Raw genomic sequence first — 19576 nt, forward strand, 5'->3', positions numbered from 1 at the left:
GGCCAACGCAGGCTACACATGCTGGACAGGGACCGGCACAACCGGTTTACTCTTTTGTGAAGATACGTTTCTCCTCTGGAAAGTTCTGAACACATGTCCGCACTCTCCCGTCTGTCCCGCCTGTCACTGCTGGCAGCCACCATGCTGGCGCCTCCGGTCCTTGCGGGAGCCCAGGCCGCACCGGCCACGGCCCCCACGACGAACGCGGCAGCAACGAGTGCCGCCCCCGCGACGGTCACGCGGGCGACCCTCTCCAACGGCCTGCGGGTCATCGTGGTGCGCGATACCCTCGCCCCGGTGGTGCAGACGATGCTGAACTATGAGACGGGCTCGGTGAACGCACCGAAAGGCTTTCCGGGTACGGCCCACGCCCTTGAGCACATGATGTTCAACGGCTCACAGACCCTCTCGCGCGACCAGCTTTCCACCATCAGCGCGCAGCTCGGCAACAACGACAACGCCGACACCACATCCGACGTCACACAGTATTATTTCAAGGCCCCCGCCAGCGACCTCGACGTCCTGCTGCGGATCGAGGCCGGGCGCATGCGCGGCCTGAACATCACCGAGGCCGAATGGGCGCATGAGAAAGGCGCGATCGAGCAGGAAGTCTCACGCGACCTCTCCAGCCCGATCTATCGCTATCTCTCGCAGATCCGTGCCGCCCTCTATGCCGGCACGCCTTACGAGCAGGACGCCCTCGGCACCCGCCCGTCCTTCGATGCCACGACCGCGCCCCTGCTGAGGAAGTTCTATGATTCCTGGTACGCGCCCAACAACGCCGTTCTGGTCATCACCGGCGATGTGGACCCGCAGGACACGCTGAAGAAGGTTCAGGCCGCTTTTGGCAACATCCCCGCCTCCACCCTGCCCGAACGCGGCACCGTCTCCCCCACCCCGGCCAAGGCCCAGAGCATCGCGCTAGACACCGACCTGCCGATCGGCCTCGTGACCATGGCATGGCGCATGCCCGGCCAGCGTGACCCCGACTACGCCGCAACCACCCTGCTCGCCGACGCCATCAGCAGCCAGCGCGCCGCCCTGTTCGACCTCGTGCCGTCGGGCAAAGCGCTGGATACCGGCTTTATGTATGACCCCGAGGCGCAGGCCGGTCTGGGCGTCGTCTATGCGGGCTTCCCCAAGGGTGCCAACCCGGACGCCCTGCGGACCAGCGTCGCCACCATCATGGAGAATTTCCGTACCCACGGCATCCCGGCCGAGCTGATCGAAGCCGCCCGTCGCAAGGAAATCGCTGCACTCGAGTTCAACGCCAACAGCATTTCCGGCCTTGCCGAAAGCTGGTCGCAGGCCGTCGCCATCCAGCACCTGAACGACCCACAGGACATGCTGGCCGCCTTCCGCAACGTCACCAAGGAACAGGTTGACGCGCTGGCCAAAAAGCTGCTCGATCCCGCCCACGCCATCACCGCCACCCTGACGCCGAGCCCTTCGGGCAAGCCGGTCGGCCAGAAGGGCTTCGGCGGCGCGGAATCCTTCAACACACCGCCTTCGGGCAAGGTCGCCCTGCCCGACTGGGCACAGCAGGCCCTCGCCCGCCTGACGATCCCGGCCGCAGCCCCGCTCCCTGCCGCCTATACGCTGTCAAACGGTCTGCATCTTCTGGTCCAGCCCGAGCATGTCAGCCACACCGTCGAACTGATCGGCCGCATCCGCCAGAACGCGGATCTCGAGCAGCCCGCCGGTCAGGAAGGCGTGGCGGACGTCACCGAGGAGATGTTCCTCTACGGCAGCAAGACGCATGACCGTCTGGCCCTCGCCCGCGCCCTCGACGACCTTTCGGCTGACGAACAGGCCGGGCCGTCCTTCTCGCTCAGCACCCTGACGCCGAACTTCGAGAAGGGTCTCGCCCTGCTGGCCGATCACGAGCTGAACCCGGCCTTCCCGGAAAAAGCCTTCCGCATCACCCAGATGCAGGCCGCACAGGCCCAGGCCGGCGAACTCCAGTCCCCGGGCTACCGCTTCGGCCGCGCCGCCCGCAAGGCTCTGGTCCCACCGCAGGACCCCACCCTGCGTGAAGCCACCCCTGCCACGATCGGCAAGCTGACGCTTGCGGACGTGCAGGCCTATTACGCCCATGCCTACCGCCCGGACCTGACCACCATCGTCATCGTCGGCGACATCACCCCCGAGGCTGCGAAGGCAGATGTCGAAAAGGCTTTTGGCGTCTGGAAGGCCGTGGGACCGAAGCCCGTCGTCGATCTGCCCGACATCCCTCTGAGCCGGGCCTCTCAGGCTGTCGTCGCGGATCCGGGCCGCTCGCAGGATGAGGTCAAGCTCGTCGAGACCATCGGCATGAAAGTGACCGACCCTGACCGCCATGCTCTCGCCGTCGGCAATACGATCCTCGGGGATGGCTTCTCCTCGCGCCTGATGCAGGACCTCCGCGTGAAGACGGGCTATGTCTATGGCGCCGGAAGCGGCTTTACCTATTCCCGCACCCGCAGCGGCTTCGGCATCACCTTTGGCGCCGATCCGGACAAGGTGGGCAAGGCCCGTGCCCTTGCCGTCAAGGACGTCGAGGACATGCGCAACACCCCCGTCTCGCAGGAGAGCCTCGATCTCGCCAAGGCGTCACTGCTGCGCAGCCAGCCCATGTCCCGCGCCAGCTTCAGCGCGCTGGCCGGAAGCTACCTGTCCCTGATCGCCCTGGACCTGCCGCTGGACAGCCCGGCCAAGGCCGCTCAGGCGATCTACGACATGAAGCCCGAACAGGTGCAGGCCGCCTTCCGCAAATGGGTCCGCCCCACCGATCTCGCCCAGATCGTCATGGGCCCGCAGCCGAACTGATCTTTCCCTTCCGGCACAACAGCAAAAAGGCCACGGACTGCTCCGTGGCCTTTTTTCATATCCGTCCTCGAACCCCGGACACAAAAAAAAGCCGGAGACACGCTCCGGCTTTTTGCAGGATCAGGCAGGGAAAAGCATCAGGTCAGACCGGCCCTCAGCCGATCAGCCCCTCATCCTTGAGCACACGCAGCGCATACTGGATGCGATGCTTGTACAGATGCTCGGCCTGCGTCCGCGCCTGCGCCTTGCGGGCCATCTTCACGCGCAGATCGTTGTTGTCGAGATACGTCGTCACCAGCCGCTCGAAATCCACGCGGTTGGAGAACACGGGGATCTCGTCGGCGGAGTAATAGCGGCGGATCTCATGCGTATCCTCGTGGAACACCTGGAACGCCCCGGCCAGAGCAGCCTCGAACGTCCGCGGTCCCGGCGTGGACGGCGCAATCACGAAGCGCTTGTTCTCGAAGCTCAGCGAACGGCCGAGGTTCAGCACCAGCTTGGAGCGACGATAAAGCTCCACAAGCTGGGACTTCTCGATCCGCGCATCGGAGAACCCGATCCCAAGCTCACCCCAGCCCGGACCAACGATCTTGATGTTCAGGTCCCGCAGAACAGGCAGCAGGTTGCGGACGATGTCCTTGCGGTTCGTGAACGCCACGCCGCAGAACAGGACATCGATCGTCTTTTCGGAATCCGCTTCGATCTCGCCGTAATGCAGCTTCGGGCTGGCTGCCAGCGGCAGATGGAACACCCGCTCGCGCTGATAAAAATTATGCCCCCAACGGTCGCAGGAGAAGATCACGTCGAAATCATCGGCGATGCGATAGTTCGCATCCTGCTCGTAGGGATCTTCCGTCGCCCAGAACACCGTCACCGCGCCGATCTTCTTCGCCTCGCGACAGACCTCGCCGAAATACGTGCTTTCCGGAAGATAGGAGCCGATAGCGAATACGATCGTCGGCTTCAGGATCCGGATGGAACTGGCCGCGGCCGAAATATGGACGGCCGTGACGTTGTCCTCACCAAAACAGTCCGCCCAGCCATCCATGATGGACTCACGGATCTGCGCATTGGCCTGGCTTTCATACCGGCCACCACTGCAGACAAGAACGCGCCCTGTCAGGCCACTCATTCCGCTGGCCGTCCCGCTGCTGGCGCTTCCGGCTTCCACGATCGTTTCATTCACTGCGTCCATAACCTTCCCTGCTCTCCCAAACTTTTCAAACCGGAGTTCCCCGGCACGTCATGCAATGCAGCCCTGAACAATCCCTGACAGCGCCTGCCGGAAATGGACCGGAGAACAGTCCCGCTCGACAGCCGCGAGCGCGCCAGCCCTCAGAGTCTCCCACAGTTCCGCGTCCTGATAAAGCCGCTCCACAGCAGCCGCGAACGCCTCGGGATTATCCGATGGAGCCGCCAGGATCTCCGCACCATCCGTCCAGCCGACTTCTTCCTGAAGTAGCGTGGTCACAACCTGCGGCAGGCCATAGGACGCCGCTTCATGGACCTTGAACGGAATCCCGCCCGCAAACCGCGTGGGCGCGACGAATACCCGGTGCCGGTCGAACAGTTCCCGCGGATCCCCCACAGGCCCCACGATTTCCACCCGGCTGTTCGTCGAAAAAACCGTCATATCCACATCCGGCCCCACATAACCGGCGATCGTGAAATGGACATCCGGCGGCAGAACCCCGTCCAGAATCGGCAGCACACTGTCCACAAACCAGACAAGACTGTCGTGGTTGGGTGCACCCTCGTCATGGATCGCGCCAAAAAAGAGGATGCTGTGCCGGGTCTCGAATGGCGCCGGCGTCGGCTGGAGCTGCAGTTCATGCCCGAGCACCGAAACATTCTCATAGCCCGCGCGACGCACCAGATCTGCATCATGGGACGTCACCGCGATGATCTGCTGGCAGAACCGGGCACAGTCCAGTTCCTGCTGAAGCATGTCATCGAAGCTGATATCCGGCTCTGGAAGGTCCAGAACCCGGATGCGCTCCAGCGTGCGGGGCGTGGCGATCACTTCCGTGTCCAGGATCGGACCGGCGGAAGGCAGATAGCGGCTCGATTCATTAAGCAGGGGCAGGAGACGCGCCAAATTGTGCGTGCGCCCGATCCAGACCAGATCGTAATATCCGACCCGCTCCTGAATGAAATCGGCGAAACTGGACAGATCCCGATCCACGATCAGTTCCACCGTCTCCGGAAAGTCCCCGAACAGGTCGATGGCCGTCTGATCCCTGGGCAGGACAGGGAAAACCGTGACCTGATATCCCAGCGCCGTCATCTCATGAATGATGTCGTTCGAGCGGACATAGCCGGACCCCAGACGCCGCAGAGGCAGACGGTCCTCGATGAAGAGAATCCGTTTGCGCTGGCTGACCCGGTGTTCGCGCGCCAGAACGGCGTTGCGGATATGGGCCGGCTGCTGATGACGCAGGAAATCCTGCTGCAGACGGGAAAATGTCTTGAGATTGCCCCGGATCAGGGCATGGGACCCCGCCGCACCGGAGCTGCCGAACTCCAGATGTTCGATGACCACGTCCGGGTCATAGACAATGCGCATTCCCGCCTTGAGAATCCGCACGCACAGATCGGCATCTTCGAAATAGGCCGGCGTGTAGCGCGGATCATACCCGCCCAGGCGGCGCAGCAATGTCGTGCGGACCATCAGGAAAGCGGCCGAACAGTAATCGACGTCCCGGACGAAATTGGCCGTCGTCAGGTTCGGATCATCCTCCCGCAGATAGCCGTAAGTCGCACCGTCCCGCCAGATGATCGATCCGGCTTCCTGCAGGCGCATGTTCGTGCGGATCAGCTTGCCGCCCACCGCCCCGATCGCGGCCTCGGAGCGCAGACGCTTCAGCGCGTTGACAATGGCATCAGGATACAGGCGGATGTCGTTGTTCAGATACAGAACAAACGGGGCTTCCGCTTTTTCCAGCGCAAGATTACAGCCCAGAAGATAGCCGATGTTGTAGCGGTACCGCAGGATCGTGGCGCCCCGCACCATCCGCCCGATATGGCGGGTCTGGTCATGCGAACCCGAGTCCACAAGTATGAGCTGGATGGCTCCGGCATAGTTGGCCCGTAGCGAGGCCAGGGCCTGCGCCGTCAGGGCAACCCGGTCATAGACGACCATAAGGACGCTGATTTCAGGAACGCCGTGAACCGTGAAGTCCAGCGGATGCCGGACCAGAGACGGCAGGATGGCTTCGGCTTCACGTTCAAACAGAAGTCTGGACTGTTCCTCAGGAATCTCGGGCACGGCCGCAAGCGCCGCCATTCGCCCCTCACCCAGCCCCGTCCGGCCGGCGACGAGATGGGCGAACGCACTGTCATACAGGCGATTGCGCACGTCATTGCGGACCTGTGCCTGCGCCATGTGGGCGGCGAGGTCCACGTTTTCCTGTGGCGTACGTCCTTCCTGCGCGCCGTAACGGACGAAATGATCGTAGCCGTTACGGAAATATCCATGCTCCAGAGACGGCACCATATCCGGATGGGCCTGCCGGTAGAACTCTTCGGAAAAGAATTCCTGTGGATCGAAAAGACGCGGGGTCTCGTTGGTCAGATAATGATGCAGGGCGCTTGAATAATGGCCTGCGGCAATTTCCTGCCGGACCTCGGGATAGCGCGTCAGATACCAGACCGGATCGAAATACCACGAGACACGCCCGGCATCGGCAACATGGGCCGGCAGTCCGAGCCATGACCCGAAAAGTCCGATCCGGCTGTCGAAACAGTCCGGAAAAGTCAGGGCGAGCTCGCGGCAGAGTTCATCATCGAAGAAATGATGCCCCCGGTAATAATGGCTCTCTCCGATTTCGAGATAATGATCGTAACCGTTACGGAAGCCGTTCTCGCTCAGAAAACGCTGCGTCAGTTCGGGATAACGGCGCCGATAGCCCGGCTCGTCAAACAGCCAGTGCGGCGAATGGGTCTTGTATCCGGTTGCGGTATAATGTTCGAAACCCGACGCCCATTCTTCCCGGATCAGCCCCTGACGCACATCCTTGTGCGCGTCGCGATACCAGATCTCATCGAAATACCGATTCGGAGAATGCCCGTAGCGCTGGCCCGTCTGCAGATAGAACGCATACGGATCGTCCTGCCCTTCTTCCCGCATCCAGTCCCGCACCTCGGGATAGCGCAGCAGATACCACTGCGTATCAAAGCGGGACCACCGGGGTTCCCGCGTCTCGGATAACGGGGCTGAAACGGTTTCGGACATCAGGGCAAGCCTCCTGCTCGCAGGTCAGGAAACGATTTTTCCCGCGAGAAGACGTTCCCCGCGTTCGACGTTCTCGGTGTGCAGGTCGACATATTCCGCAGACAGGATCGCACCATTGTCGAACGTCACGGCAATATTCGTCATCCTCGATCCGTAGACGTCTCCCACGACATTTACGAGAATGAAGCGATAGACGCCATCGAGCGGACGGGCATAGCCTTCGCGCGGCATGAACGTCCCGCTGAATCCGGCACAGATCGGCGCATCACGATGCGCTGTCCCGACATCGGCGCGGATCACACGTTCCAGCGCAAAGAACACGATCTCGTCACGGCTTTCCGACACCAGTCCGCCATAGGCCTGACCAGCACGGGACAGATTGCGGAAGAACATCCAGCCACGGACCGACAGAGAACCATCCGGTGTCAGTTCAGCAGGCGGATCACCAACCAGACCCGTGAAATCATCAATGGAATAATCCAGCGCCCCGGACGTGTAAGGATGCATCTGGTGCTTGCCGACACCCGACAGCTTCACGCCACGCATCAGACCGTCACTATGGGAGACCCGGCGGAAGTCGGACAGGATGAGGTCGTTGGAAGGAGCAGAACGGATGATCTTCCGGATCTGCCCGCCTTCGACTTCGATCTGCATGGACGTCAGTTGGAACGCGCCCTGACCGTTGACCACGTTGATCAGACCGATGCGGAAACGTCCCTCACACCATTTGCCGCGCAGGGCCACCTTGCCCGAGAAACCGGAGCGGCGTGGCGCATTGGCGAAAAGCTCTGCAATGTCCGCACGGATCTCGCGCTGGCATTCCAGGAAGATCATGGCACTGTCAGGATCTTCGCCCAGCAGGACCGTGAACATCTGACCTGCTGAACTGATCCCGGGCAGGATCATCCATCCGCGGATATGGAACTCGGGAGCGCCCTGGAAGGGCTTTTCTTCCACACCCGCGAAGACATGGTGACAGATGTCATCGATATAGCATTCGGCACCCTGCACCGAGAACCAGTCCGAAACCGGGACCGGCATTTCCACCGACAGGTCACGCGCGGTCGGCGGGTCGAAGATATGACGCGGCGGTGCCTGGTGGCGCCAGGTGGGGTGGGCCAGAAGGTGAACCTGCCCCGCATCCAGACGAAGCTCCGACACACCCATTTCACGACGTGGCGCCGTATCGTGATAGAGCGCCAGCAGTTCGTCGGCATAGTCTCGGGCATGGGTCCAGAGCGCAGGCGTGATGTTCTGCATGATCTGACGGCGCAGGGGCTCGGACGAACGCAGCAGTTCCAGACGCTCGAGAACCATGCTTGGACGGCTGATGGGAACCTTGAAACCATTAACACCGTCTTCGACGCGGTCTCCCAGAGCGCCCACATCAGTCACGATGGGAATGAGACCATTCTGCCAGGCCTCGGACAGGGAGATGCAGTAGGTCTCGGGCCAGATCGACAGGTTCAGCGCTACATCCGCCACCTTCAGCGCATCGATATCCCCCATCTCGTAACGGCCGTAAATCTTGACATGCGGACGCGGGACCGAGGTCAGGACCGCTTCATATTCCGGATGCACATAACCGAAGATATGGAAGACGAAATGGTCAGGATGGGCGATATCGATCAGGTTAAGGATCGTATCCGCACCCTTGGTCCGCAGGAAGTTTCCGACGATCGCAACACCAAGAGGACGGTCCCCCAAAGGCTCGTAGGGCTTCATCACGACCGGAACGGTGTTGTCCGGGCTGGGAATACCCATCACGAGGCTGCGCTTGCTATCGAGCACCGGATAGATTTCGTGCGTCAGGTTCCGGGAATGGACCGTGCCGAACAGGATGGCGTCGACGGAATGCAGCATCTTGGCCACGAAGGCACGACGGGTCTGCTCCCCGCCATGATCCACATTTTCAGAGGCTTTGAGCGTGATGTCGGCCGCCAGAACGGAGCGCACCTCGTCCTCGACATAGCGGAGTTCGTGGTTCAGCAGGTTGTACCGGGCGGAAACCAGCCAGAAATCATGGGCGGAGAAAATCACGCCCGCGCCATTGGCCTTCGCAATGATTGGCAGCGACAGTGCGTGATGGCCCAGATGCTGGAAATGGACGAGATCGATGTTGTACTGGCTGATAACGCTGGAAAACGCCATTTCTTCGGGCGAATCACACATCGCGTCCTGCCAGCCCACTTCCGGCACGTCGAAACGCTCCAGTTCGTGGCCATTGGCCGTGGTCAGACGGCAGAAGCCGCCACGACGCAACCAGTAGAAATATTCCACATCACGCGACAGAAGCGCGCACAGGCCCTGCTGATAAACTTCAACGCCACCCCAGGCCTGTTCGTGAATCGTGGAATGCGTGCACATCAGCACCCGCAGACGACGACGGCGATGCAGGGGTGCCAGGGCCTGCGTCCGGCGCCCGAAATCGGCTCCGGTAATGTCACGCATCTTCTCGAGACGGTGCTCGTAGAGGTGCTGCGACACGACAGATTTCTGCGCCGCCAGAGCCGCATTGCGGCGTGTACCCTTCTGCTGGAGCAAACGCGCAATGGCATTTACGACCTGATTGGCATCCCGGGCCAGGGAAATGCCATTCACGGTCTCGAAATGCTCGGCACTCATGCTTTCCGGAGCTTCCACGACCTGGGCAGCGCCTGCCAGGGCCAGTTCGAAGAAGCGCGGCCCCGGAGCCGTGGCCTGACTGACATCACCGTGGCTGGCATAGTCACGGAACATGGTCAGGGTGACGGCGCTGACATTCGCGAAATCGATGAAGGCTTCGTGGCTGATCGGGCGCTGGATGGCCAGCGCAGCCAGATCGGCCGGCAGGGGCGGAAGGAATTCGTTGGTCGGGCAGACGAGCTTGAGGCGGGCATCCGGGAACGCTGCGATGACCTTGCGGAGGGTATGGACGCGGTTGGGCCACATCGTACCGGCAAAGAAAATATCATATTCCAGCTCGGCAGCGGGAAGTACGGGGCGCTCATGAATCGACGGACTTGCGGCCAGCGGGAGGTAATGGCCCTTGCCGTGATAGTATTCGGCACAGGAGGGATCATTCGTAAAGACGTAATCGAAGAGTTCGGCATTCTCGACATTGAAGTCCCGCATGAAGGGGTCTTCGAAAGTCCAGAGAATCATGGTCTTGAAGGCAGGACGCACCCGGCGGATCAGGGGCAGATTGATGCGCTGGGCATCCAGGCAGATCAGGACATCATGTTCACCTGAAGCCGCGATACCGGCCAGGCTCATGTTGTCGGCGACAACCACCTGCTCCTTTCCGAAAAGCGTCTGGGCTGCCCGCTGAACGGCAAGCGTCAGATAGGAATTGGGATTGTGGGTGTAGTTTGTGTTGTAAATGACCGCCATCAATCTCTTGGGCTCGGACGCCCACTCCCATATTCAATATTGGCCAGTCGTCCGGATTACAGCAGGGCATGCCCTCCGTTCACGACATTTCCGTCTCAGCGCTTTTTCTTTTGTAGCGGATGGCGCCGTTAAGAAAAAGCCCACCCGGGAAGAATGAATTTTCAATAAAAAAGGGCCGCCGAAGCGACCCTTTTCATATCCGACCGGGAGAGGAGATCCTCTCCCGACTCACCAGAGCGAAAACTCAGGCGTCCGTGTTACGGCGACGGATGGCGGCACCCAGGATGTCACCCAGGGACGCGCCGGAGTCAGAAGACCCGTACTCGTTGATGGCCTGCTTGTCTTCCTCGACCTCACGGCCGCGGATCGTCAGGGCCAGCTTGCGGGACGCGCGGTCAACGGAGACGACCTTGGCGTCAACCTTCTCACCGACTGCGAAACGCTCCGGACGCTGCTCGGCCTTGTCACGGGCCAGCTCGGCGCGACGGATGAAGCCGGTCAGAACGTCGTCGACCTTCACTTCGATGCCGTTGCTCTGAACAGCCGTCACGACGCAGGTAACGACAGCACCCTTCTGGACGCGGGACAGGGTGTCAGCTGCCGGATCTTCCTGAAGCTGCTTGATGCCCAGGGAGATACGCTCCTTCTCGGGATCCACGTCGAGAACCTTGGCCTTGACGACCTGTCCCTTCTCATAGTGCGACATGGCGGTTTCGCCCGGCTCGTCCCAGGACAGGTCGGACATGTGAACCATGCCGTCGATGTCTGCGGAAAGACCAACGAACAGACCGAATTCGGTGATGTTGCGGATCTCGCCTTCGATGATCGAACCGACCTTGTGCTCTTCCTCGAACTGCTCCCACGGGTTGCGCTGAACCTGCTTGAGGCCGAGGGAGATACGGCGCTTGGCGCTGTCCACATCCAGAACCATGACGTCGACTTCCTGCGAAGTGGCGACGATCTTGCCCGGATGGACGTTCTTCTTCGTCCAGGACATCTCGGAAACGTGCACCAGACCTTCGACGCCCGGCTCCAGCTCCACGAATGCACCGTAATCGGTGATGTTCGTGACGCGGCCCGTGAAGCGTGCACCAGCCGGATACTTGATGGCGACGTTTTCCCACGGATCAGCTTCAAGCTGCTTCATGCCAAGGGAGATACGCTGCGTGTCCGGGTTGAAGCGGATGACCTGCACGCGGACCGGCTGACCGATCTGCAGGGCTTCGGACGGGTGGTTGATGCGCTTCCAGGCAATGTCGGTGACATGCAGGAGGCCGTCAACGCCGCCGAGGTCAACGAACGCACCGTAATCGGTGATGTTCTTGACGACGCCGTCAAGGATCATGCCTTCCTTCAGGCCCTGGATCAGCTCGGAGCGCTGTTCCGCACGGGTCTCTTCGAGAACGGCACGACGCGAGACAACGATGTTGCCACGGGCGCGGTCCATCTTCAGGATCTGGAACGGCTGCGGCTGGCCCATCAGCGGTCCGACGTCACGAACCGGACGGATGTCGACCTGGCTGCCCGGCAGGAACGCCATGGCGCCGCCGAGATCAACCGTGAAGCCGCCCTTGACGCGACCATAGATCGTGCCGTTGACGCGCTGGTTGTTGGCGAATGCACGCTCCAGGGCGGTCCATGCCTCTTCGCGGCGAGCCTTTTCGCGCGACAGGACGATGGAGCCGTCACGGTCTTCGTAACGCTCGACATAAAGCTCGACGACATCGCCCGGCTTCACGTCCGGAGCAACGCCGGCCGGACCGAATTCCTTGAGGGACACGCGGCCTTCGCTCTTGAGGCCGACATCGACGATTGCGAATTCGTCGGTCAGGCGGACAACGCGGCCCGTGACGACGGAGCCGTCAAAGCCGGTGTCACGGCCCAGGGTCTCTTCGAGAAGGGCTGCGAAATCTTCGGTGCCGTGATTGGCCGTGGGGGTCTGAGTGGCTGAAGCCATGTAGATACTATATTCCCGGATGCCCGTTCCCTTGGCGGAGCGGATATCCACGTCTGCGCCAGATCCATGACGGACCGGACGTCTCCCCGCTGCCGTTGAACGGTCAGATCGGGTTGTTGGTTGTTTGACCTGCCTGCCAGACGCAGAACAGACCATCTCCCTGCCCTTGCGGCTGGGTGATACGGTGCACCAACACCCTGTGAGGGCGCGGTGTCAATAAAAAAAGGCGCTTTTTCGGGCGCTACGGCGTCAGATCAGTTTCGCGCGCAACGCAGGGCAACGGTTTCGCAGGCCTTATCAAGGACCTCGGCGGCAGAGAGCGTGTCGGTCTCGATCAGGATGGCGTCGGGAGCCTGCACCAGCGGAGCGGTTTCACGCGATGAGTCGCGCTCGTCCCGCGCCACGATCTCGGCCACGGCAGCCTCCAGGGCGGCCTCGCCCAGCGGAGTCCCGCCATGGACCTGATGATGCCGGCGCAGCGCACGGGTGCGTGGGGAGGCCGTGATGAAGAACTTCACATCCGCATCCGGAAAGACAACGGTGCCGATGTCACGGCCATCCACGACCGCGCCCGTTTCGGACGCAAAGACACGCTGGCGTTCGAGCAGGGCCGCGCGGACGGCGGGCTGGGCCGCCACGAGGGAAGCGCCCCGGTCGATCTCGGGGACGCGCAGATCCGTGCGCGCCAGATCGGCCTGTTGCAGGGCCTGTGCCTCCGCCGACGCATCGCCAGCCGGGTCCAGCCCGGCATTCACCATCCGGCGGGCGACGGCGCGATAGAGCAGACCGGTATCGAGATAGGGCAGCCCCAGCTTCACAGCGAGCGCCTTGGCGAGCGTGCCCTTCCCGGCCGCAGCGGGACCGTCAACGGCAATGACAAGCGGGCGCGATGTCACGGCGTCAGCCCTGCGCCGAGAGCGTTCATCAGGTCCACGAAGCCGGGGAAACTGGTTTCGATGAAAGCCGTGTCGTCCACGTTCACGGGCTTCTGGGCGGCAAGACCAAGCACGACGGCGCTCATGGCGAGGCGATGATCCATCTGGGTCTGGACCGTGCCGCCGCCGAGCGGGCCGTGATAGCCCTTCACGATAAGATCGTCACCGATCACCTCGGTTTCGGCGCCGTTCACGTTCAGCAGCGCAACCGTGGACGCCAGACGGTCGCTTTCCTTCACGCGCAGTTCTTCCAGACCGCGCAGACGGGACGCGCCCTCGGCAAAGGCGCAGGCGACGGCGAGAACCGGATATTCGTCGATCATGGACGGCGCGCGCTCGGGCGGAACATCCACGCCCTTGAGCTTGCTGTAGCGCACATGCAGATCACCGACTGACTCGCCGCCTTCCACGCGCTCGTTTTCGATGGAGAGACTGGCTCCCATTTCGATCAGGGTCGTGAACAGCCCCGTACGCAGCGGGTTGAGCCCCACGCCTTCGAGCCAGATATCCGAACCCGGAACCAGCAGAGCGGCAACGATCGGGAAAGCCGCGGAAGACGGGTCGCCAGGGACGGTGACGTCACGGGCCGTCATCCGCACCGGCCCCGTCAGGGCGATTCGGCGGCCGCCGGCATCAATGCGCGAGACATCCACCTCAACGCCGAAATGGCGAAGCATGTTTTCCGTATGATCGCGCGTGGCGACAGGTTCTTCCACGACCGTGGTGCCGTGAGCGTTCAGACCAGCCAGAAGAATAGCGGACTTGACCTGGGCGGACGCGACCGGGAGGCGGTATTCGATCGGCTTGGCCTCACCGGTGCCGCGGATCGCCATCGGTAGACGGCCGCCCTCGCGGGTCAGGAATTCGGAGCCGTTGGCCGCCAGCGGAACCGTCACGCGGCGCATGGGACGCGAGCGCAGGGACGCATCGCCCGTCATGATGCTGTTGAAAGCATGGGAGGACAGGATCCCGGAGAGCAGACGCGCTGCCGTGCCGGAATTGCCCATGTCCAGCACATCCGCCGGCTCGGTCAGGGCGCCCACGCCACGCCCCTCAATCACCCAGTCCGCACCATCGCGTGTGATGGTGGCGCCAAGCGCGCGCATGGCGTCTGCCGTCCGCAGCACATCCTCGCCTTCGAGCAGGCCGGTCACATAGGTCCGGCCAGAGGCGAGGGCGGCGAACATCAGCGAGCGGTGGCTGATGGATTTGTCACCCGGGACACGGGTGCGGCCGGAAAGTCCCTTGGGGGACGCGGAGACGGTCAGGGGGCGCGAAACTTGCATGGCAATGTTCTTGCTGGGGCTCCCCTCACCTGTCAATCACCTCGTGAATCATGCCGGGGTGGCACAGTCATGCGCCTGAAAACTGTCAGGAATTACGCTTCGGGATTTGACAGAGCGCGCACAAGCTGGCATGGCCGCGTTCCTTATTCGAGGCATTAGCAGGCTCCGCACAATGGCAAAACCCGAACTTGGTCTGAAACGGACATGCGTTGAATGCAGCGCCCGCTTCTATGACCTGAACCGCGTCCCTGCGGTGTGCCCGAAATGCGGCACAACGCAGCCCGACGATTCCCGTCTCAAGCGCAGCGAGGTTCCGCTGCCGGAAGAGAAGGATCCGAAGCCCAAGGCCGCCGAGCTTGAGGACGATGTGGATCTGGAAGTCGCCGAAGACGAGGACGATGATGATGTGATCGCCCCGGACGACGATCTGGACGATGACGATGATCTCAGCAATGACATCGAAGTCCCGAACGACAAAGATGACCGCGACGACAACTAAGGTTGTCTCCAAAGTCCTCTGGGCTGTTTTTCTGGCGGTACTGATGAGCGGCTGTTCTGATCCGGAAGGTGTTTTTGCCCCGGACAGCGCAGCCGTTCGCGCATTCAGGGCCCGGCTCGACAGCCAGCCCAGCGCCACGGCAGCACTTCAGGCCCGCTGCCCCACCCCGGTCCGGGTACTGCGCCTGAGCGTGGACCGGCCGGTGACGGAAGAAATCCTGACCCTGCTGCAGGTCACCGAGACGCATCAGGTCATGACACGGCATGTCCGGCTGCTGTGCGGCGAGACCGTGCTATCAGACGCCTGGAACTGGTATGTGCCAGAGCGCCTCTCCCCCGCCATGAATACCCTGCTGGAACAGACTGACACGCCGTTCGGACGCGTTGTGCAGCAGACGGCTTTCCGGCGTCAGAGACTCGAAACACGTTTTCCGGGCCAGGCATCGGGAATCGTTCTGGAAAACCGGGCGCTGCTGCGGCGTGGGGTCGATGACGCGCCGATTTCACTCGTCGTGGAAGATTATCTTCCGGCCGCGATCCGCCCCTGAGGCTTCAGGAGGCGGGCGACCAGTTCAGATGCTGACCGCCGTCGAGTGCCAGCATCTGGCCCGTCACGGATGGAAGCGCGAACAGCGCAAGCGCGGCCTGAGCGATTTCCTCGGGCGAGGAGCCGTGTTGCAGCGGGGTTCGCGCACACATGCTGTCAAAATGTTCCTGGCTCTGACGCACGGCCGGCAGGACCGGACCGGGACCGATCGCATTCACCCGCACCCGGGGCGCGAGTGCGAGGGCCATGGTCTGCGTCAGGGTCCATAACCCCGTGCGGGACAGGGTATAGCTGACGAAATGCGGGGTCAGGTTCCAGACACGCTGGTCCAGCATATTCAGGATCAGACCCTCTGCCTCTTCGGGAAGTGCCTGCGCCATGGCCTGTGAGAGAACGAACGGCGCGCGGAGATTGGTTTCGAGATGCAGGTCCCAGCTTTCGCGGGTCACGCTGCCCATCTCGTCGCGGACGAAGGCAGAGGCGTTGTTGATGAGGATGCCGACCGGCCCAAGCGCGGCGCTGGCACGGGGCAGAAGCGCCTCGACGTCCTCTTCGCGTTGCAGATCCGCCTGCAGGATACAGCCTTTGCCGCCGATCCGCTCCAGCAGGGCTTCAGCCTCGTCCGTGCTGTCACGGCAATGGATGGCGACCGCGAATCCCTGCTTCGCCAGCATCTCCACGAGAGCCGCACCAATACGGCGCGCGCTTCCCGTGACGAGTGCGACACGGGGGACGCGCGGCGAAATCCGGAAAGGCGCAACCATGGTCAGAGAGACCGGCGGGCCGTGAGGGCCGCCGCCAGTGTGCCGTCATCCAGCACATCCAGCGCGCCGCCCATAGGCACACCATGCCCCACACGAGTAACGGTTACGCCCGTGGGTAGCAGACGCTCCTGAAGCCAGTGCGCGGTCGTTGCGCCTTCAACGGTGGCGCTCAGGGCAAGGATGACTTCCCTCACCCCGCCTTCCTCGATCCGCTCGAACAGCGGGCGGACGTTCAGGTCATCCGGCCCAAGCCCGGCCAGCGCGGACAGGGTGCCGCCCAGAACCTGATAGACCCCGCGATGGACGCCTGCGCGTTCGAGTGCCCAGAGATCGCCCACGGTCTCGACCACGCAGATCAGGCCCCGGTCACGCCCTGCATCCGTGCAGATATGGCACGGATCGACCGTATCGAGATTGCCGCACAGGGTGCAGGTCTTCACGCTCGTGGCCGCGCGCTCCATCAGATGGGCGAGCGGCAGCATCCGGCTTTCCGGCTGACGCAGAAGAGCCAGCGCGGCCCGGCGGGCGGAGCGTGGCCCCAGTCCCGGCAGACGCGCAAGCATGGTGATCAGCTGGTCGATGTCGCCGTGGCCCATCATGGGCGTGCAGTCCCTGTCAGCCGGATCAGAACGGCAGCTTCAGACCGGCCGGAAGGTCGAGCCCACCGGTTACGTCACGCATGGCTTCAGAGCTTGCAGCTTCAGCCTGGGTCTTGGCATCCGTATAGGCGGCAACGATCAGGTCCTGAAGCGTTTCAATATCGCTCGGATCGGCCAGCTGCGGGTCGATCTTCAGATCACGCATCTCGCCCTTCCCCGTCAGCTTGACCGTCACCAGACCCGCACCGGCAGAGCCTTCGACAATGAGAGACGCCAGATTGCTCTGGGCGGCTTCCATCTTGGCCTGCATCTGGCTGGCCTGCTTCATCAGTCCGGCAAGGTTCTTCATCGGTATCGTCCTATCGGTTCAGGTTCAGATCGTCTTCATCAAGGAAATCGGCATCCAGGGGCGCGAATTCCAGATCGGGCGGCTCGTCATCAGTCAGCGGCACGGTGATTTCCGGCGGCAGACCGTATTCATCCAGGGAATGATCCTGCACTTCCCCGATCTTCGCGCCTGGAAAAGTTTTCAGGATGGCCTGCACCAGCGGGTGCTGCTCCACCGAAGCCTGATTGAGGGCCACGACTTCGGCACCCTGCTCGTCCAGCGTCGGCTCGCCCGGAGCCGTCGAGGCACTGACGCGCCACTGACCGGGATAGACGCGGTCCAGCAGTTTCTGAAGCTGGCGCTCGATGCGGGCCTGCGGCTCTTCGGCGCGGATCTGCACATCGGGCGGAGAAAAGCGCACGAGATGAACGGCGTTGCGGAGCAGGCCGTGCAGCACGGGTTCGCGCTCACGCGCCACCATCGCCACCATTTCACGCCATGTGCGCGGCGGAGGCGGAAGCTCGGGTTCGGGCTCTGGTTCCGGAACAGGCTCGGCGTAACCGATGCCGGGCTCGACGATCTCGCCCCCATTGGCAACCAGCCGGACATGCGCGCGGGGCCCGTGGCCACCAGAGGTTTCACTGACACTGCTGGACGCGATGCCGCTGACCGCCCCGGACGGCGCAGCGGAAGACCCGCCACCCGTCGGGCCGGATGGACCAGCCGGAAGCGACAGATCCTGCCCCCCTTCCGTCAACTGGCGGATCAGGCGGTCCGGCGTGGGCAGCAGGCTGGCATGACATAGACGGATCAGCACCATCTCGGCGGCCTGACGGCGATCCGGAGCGGTTTCGACTTCCTGCACGCCCTTGAGCAGGATCTGCCAGGCACGCCCCAGCACGGCATTGGACAGCCGGTCGGCCAGAGCCGCACCGCGCGTGCGCTCGGCTTCCGGCAGATCCCGCCCTTCCCGCAGAGACGGAATGGCCTTGAGGCGCGAAATCAGGTGCAGCAGGTCCAGCAGATCCGCCAGCAGGACACCGAGATCGGCACCACGGGCATAGGCCTGATCGGTCAGGTCCAGCGCGTCGGCGGGCTTGCCGGCCATCAGGGCATCCAGCAGATCGAAGACCAGACCGCGATCCGCCAGGCCGAGCATGTCGGCCACGGCATCGGCGTCGCTGGCCCCCTGGGCGATGGCCTGATCGAGCAGCGAAAGCCCGTCACGCACGGAGCCATCAGCCGCGCGGGCGATCAGGGCGAGCGCGTCTTCGGAAAGGGTCGCCCCTTCCTTGACCGCGATATTGTGGAAATGCCCGGCCAGCAGAGACTGCGGCACGCGGCGCAGGTCGAAACGCTGGCAGCGCGACAGGACCGTGACCGGGACCTTGCGCAGTTCGGTCGTAGCGAAAATGAACGTGACCTGCGGGGGCGGCTCTTCAAGCGTTTTGAGCAGCGCGTTGAAAGCGTTACGCGAAAGCATGTGGACTTCATCGATGATGAAGACCTTCATCCGCGCCTGCATCGGGCGGAAGCGCGTGGCCTCGATGATTTCGCGCACATCATCCACGCCGGTGCGGGAAGCGGCGTCCATTTCCAGAACGTCGGGATGACGGTCAGCGAGGATGGCAGTGCAGTTGGGGCAGACGCCGCAGGGATCGGCCGTCGGGCCACCCTTGCCATCCGGACCGACACAGTTCAGGGCCCGGGCGATGATGCGGGCGGTCGTTGTCTTGCCCACGCCCCGCACGCCGGTCAGCATGAAGGCATGCGCCACACGCTTGAGCTCGAAAGCGCGGCGCAGGATGCGGACGAGGGAATCCTGACCGATCAGGTCATCGAAAGTCTGCGGACGGTATTTGCGGGCCAGAACGCGATAGGGCGTGGCCTCGGCAGCCGGAGGCGTAGACATTTCCGGCTCTGGCGCGTCTCCAAAGAAGCCGCCGCCACTTTCAGGCGGCAGGGGGAGATCGTCGTTTTCATCAGTCATGGAATTGTCTGACCCTCAGCACTGAGGATGGGACCGTAAAGGAACGGTCGGGACGCTGCGTTTAACAAACCGGAGCGTCCGGTGATCTGTGTGAGGTAGGAGGCCGGACATTCAACCCGGATAAAACTCACTGCGGCTGCTTCCTTCCGGACCTGACCGGGTTGGCAAGGTATCCGTCCAAAGCCGACCTCCCGGCGCTCTCCTAACACGGAGGGAGGGGTGTCTGACAACCCCCAATCATCAGAGTGCGCCCTCATT

At 62.7% G+C, this 19576-nt stretch carries 13 protein-coding genes and 1 other RNA gene; 3 read left to right on the top strand and 11 right to left on the bottom strand.

The genetic code is table 11. The annotated features are described in order from the left end of the window. Positions 1 to 93: 93 nt before the first annotated feature. Complete coding sequence (locus tag GLS_RS03400; protein WP_041111175.1) at positions 94 to 2808, top strand: M16 family metallopeptidase; 2715 nt, start codon at positions 94 to 96, stop codon at positions 2806 to 2808. Positions 2809 to 2962: 154 nt separating this feature from the next. On the opposite strand, the gene GLS_RS03405 is transcribed toward GLS_RS03400, so the two are convergent. From GLS_RS03405 to aroA, 6 genes are all read right to left on the bottom strand, one after another. After that, a complete protein-coding gene (locus GLS_RS03405; RefSeq protein ID WP_370543876.1) occupies positions 2963 to 4003 on the bottom strand; it encodes a CgeB family protein in 1041 nt (346 codons plus the stop codon). Between the two features lie 48 nt (positions 4004 to 4051). Then, positions 4052 to 7042, bottom strand: a complete 2991-nt coding sequence (locus tag GLS_RS03410; protein ID WP_041111177.1) for a glycosyltransferase — start codon at positions 7040 to 7042, stop codon at positions 4052 to 4054. 24 nt (positions 7043 to 7066) lie between these two features. After that, complete coding sequence (locus GLS_RS03415) at positions 7067 to 10414, bottom strand: glycosyltransferase family protein (RefSeq protein WP_041111179.1); 3348 nt, start codon at positions 10412 to 10414, stop codon at positions 7067 to 7069. 244 nt (positions 10415 to 10658) lie between these two features. Further along, on the bottom strand, positions 10659 to 12371 hold the full coding sequence (gene rpsA / locus GLS_RS03420; protein WP_041112613.1) for a 30S ribosomal protein S1: 1713 nt from the start codon (positions 12369 to 12371) through the stop codon (positions 10659 to 10661). A gap of 254 nt (positions 12372 to 12625) precedes the next feature. Next, the gene (gene cmk / locus GLS_RS03425; protein WP_041111181.1) at positions 12626 to 13267 is read right to left on the bottom strand and encodes a (d)CMP kinase; all 642 of its coding nucleotides are present in this window, start codon (positions 13265 to 13267) and stop codon (positions 12626 to 12628) included. After that, positions 13264 to 14592 carry a 3-phosphoshikimate 1-carboxyvinyltransferase gene (gene aroA, locus GLS_RS03430; protein WP_041111183.1) on the bottom strand — a complete coding sequence of 443 codons (1329 nt, stop codon included), beginning with the start codon at positions 14590 to 14592 and terminating at the stop codon, positions 13264 to 13266. The genes cmk and aroA overlap by 4 nt, the downstream gene beginning before the upstream one ends. Positions 14593 to 14764: 172 nt before the next feature. On the opposite strand from aroA, the gene GLS_RS03435 reads away from it, so the two are divergent. Next, complete coding sequence (locus tag GLS_RS03435; RefSeq protein WP_024716857.1) at positions 14765 to 15091, top strand: TIGR02300 family protein; 327 nt, start codon at positions 14765 to 14767, stop codon at positions 15089 to 15091. Between the two features lie 43 nt (positions 15092 to 15134). Next, a complete protein-coding gene (locus tag GLS_RS03440; RefSeq protein ID WP_041112614.1) occupies positions 15135 to 15638 on the top strand; it encodes a chorismate--pyruvate lyase family protein in 504 nt (167 codons plus the stop codon). Positions 15639 to 15642: 4 nt separating this feature from the next. Here the strand turns inward: GLS_RS03440 and GLS_RS03445 are convergent, their stop codons facing one another. The 5 genes from GLS_RS03445 to ffs all read right to left on the bottom strand — a co-directional run bounded on the left by GLS_RS03445 (position 15643) and on the right by ffs (position 19510). Then, positions 15643 to 16401 carry an SDR family oxidoreductase gene (locus GLS_RS03445; RefSeq protein WP_041111186.1) on the bottom strand — a complete coding sequence of 253 codons (759 nt, stop codon included), beginning with the start codon at positions 16399 to 16401 and terminating at the stop codon, positions 15643 to 15645. Between the two features lie 2 nt (positions 16402 to 16403). Further along, positions 16404 to 17000 (bottom strand): recombination mediator RecR, encoded by a 597-nt coding sequence (recR, locus tag GLS_RS03450; protein ID WP_041111188.1) that lies wholly within the window; start codon positions 16998 to 17000, stop codon positions 16404 to 16406. Between the two features lie 25 nt (positions 17001 to 17025). Next, positions 17026 to 17349 (bottom strand): YbaB/EbfC family nucleoid-associated protein, encoded by a 324-nt coding sequence (locus GLS_RS03455; protein ID WP_041111190.1) that lies wholly within the window; start codon positions 17347 to 17349, stop codon positions 17026 to 17028. Between the two features lie 10 nt (positions 17350 to 17359). Next, positions 17360 to 19318, bottom strand: coding sequence for a DNA polymerase III subunit gamma/tau (locus GLS_RS03460; protein WP_041111192.1), 1959 nt, complete (start codon positions 19316 to 19318; stop codon positions 17360 to 17362). A gap of 95 nt (positions 19319 to 19413) precedes the next feature. Then, an RNA gene (gene ffs / locus GLS_RS13080) (signal recognition particle sRNA small type) lies at positions 19414 to 19510 on the bottom strand. Positions 19511 to 19576 lie beyond the last annotated feature (66 nt).

The sequence above is a fragment of the Gluconobacter oxydans DSM 3504 genome (assembly GCF_000583855.1).
Classification (GTDB): domain Bacteria; phylum Pseudomonadota; class Alphaproteobacteria; order Acetobacterales; family Acetobacteraceae; genus Gluconobacter; species Gluconobacter oxydans.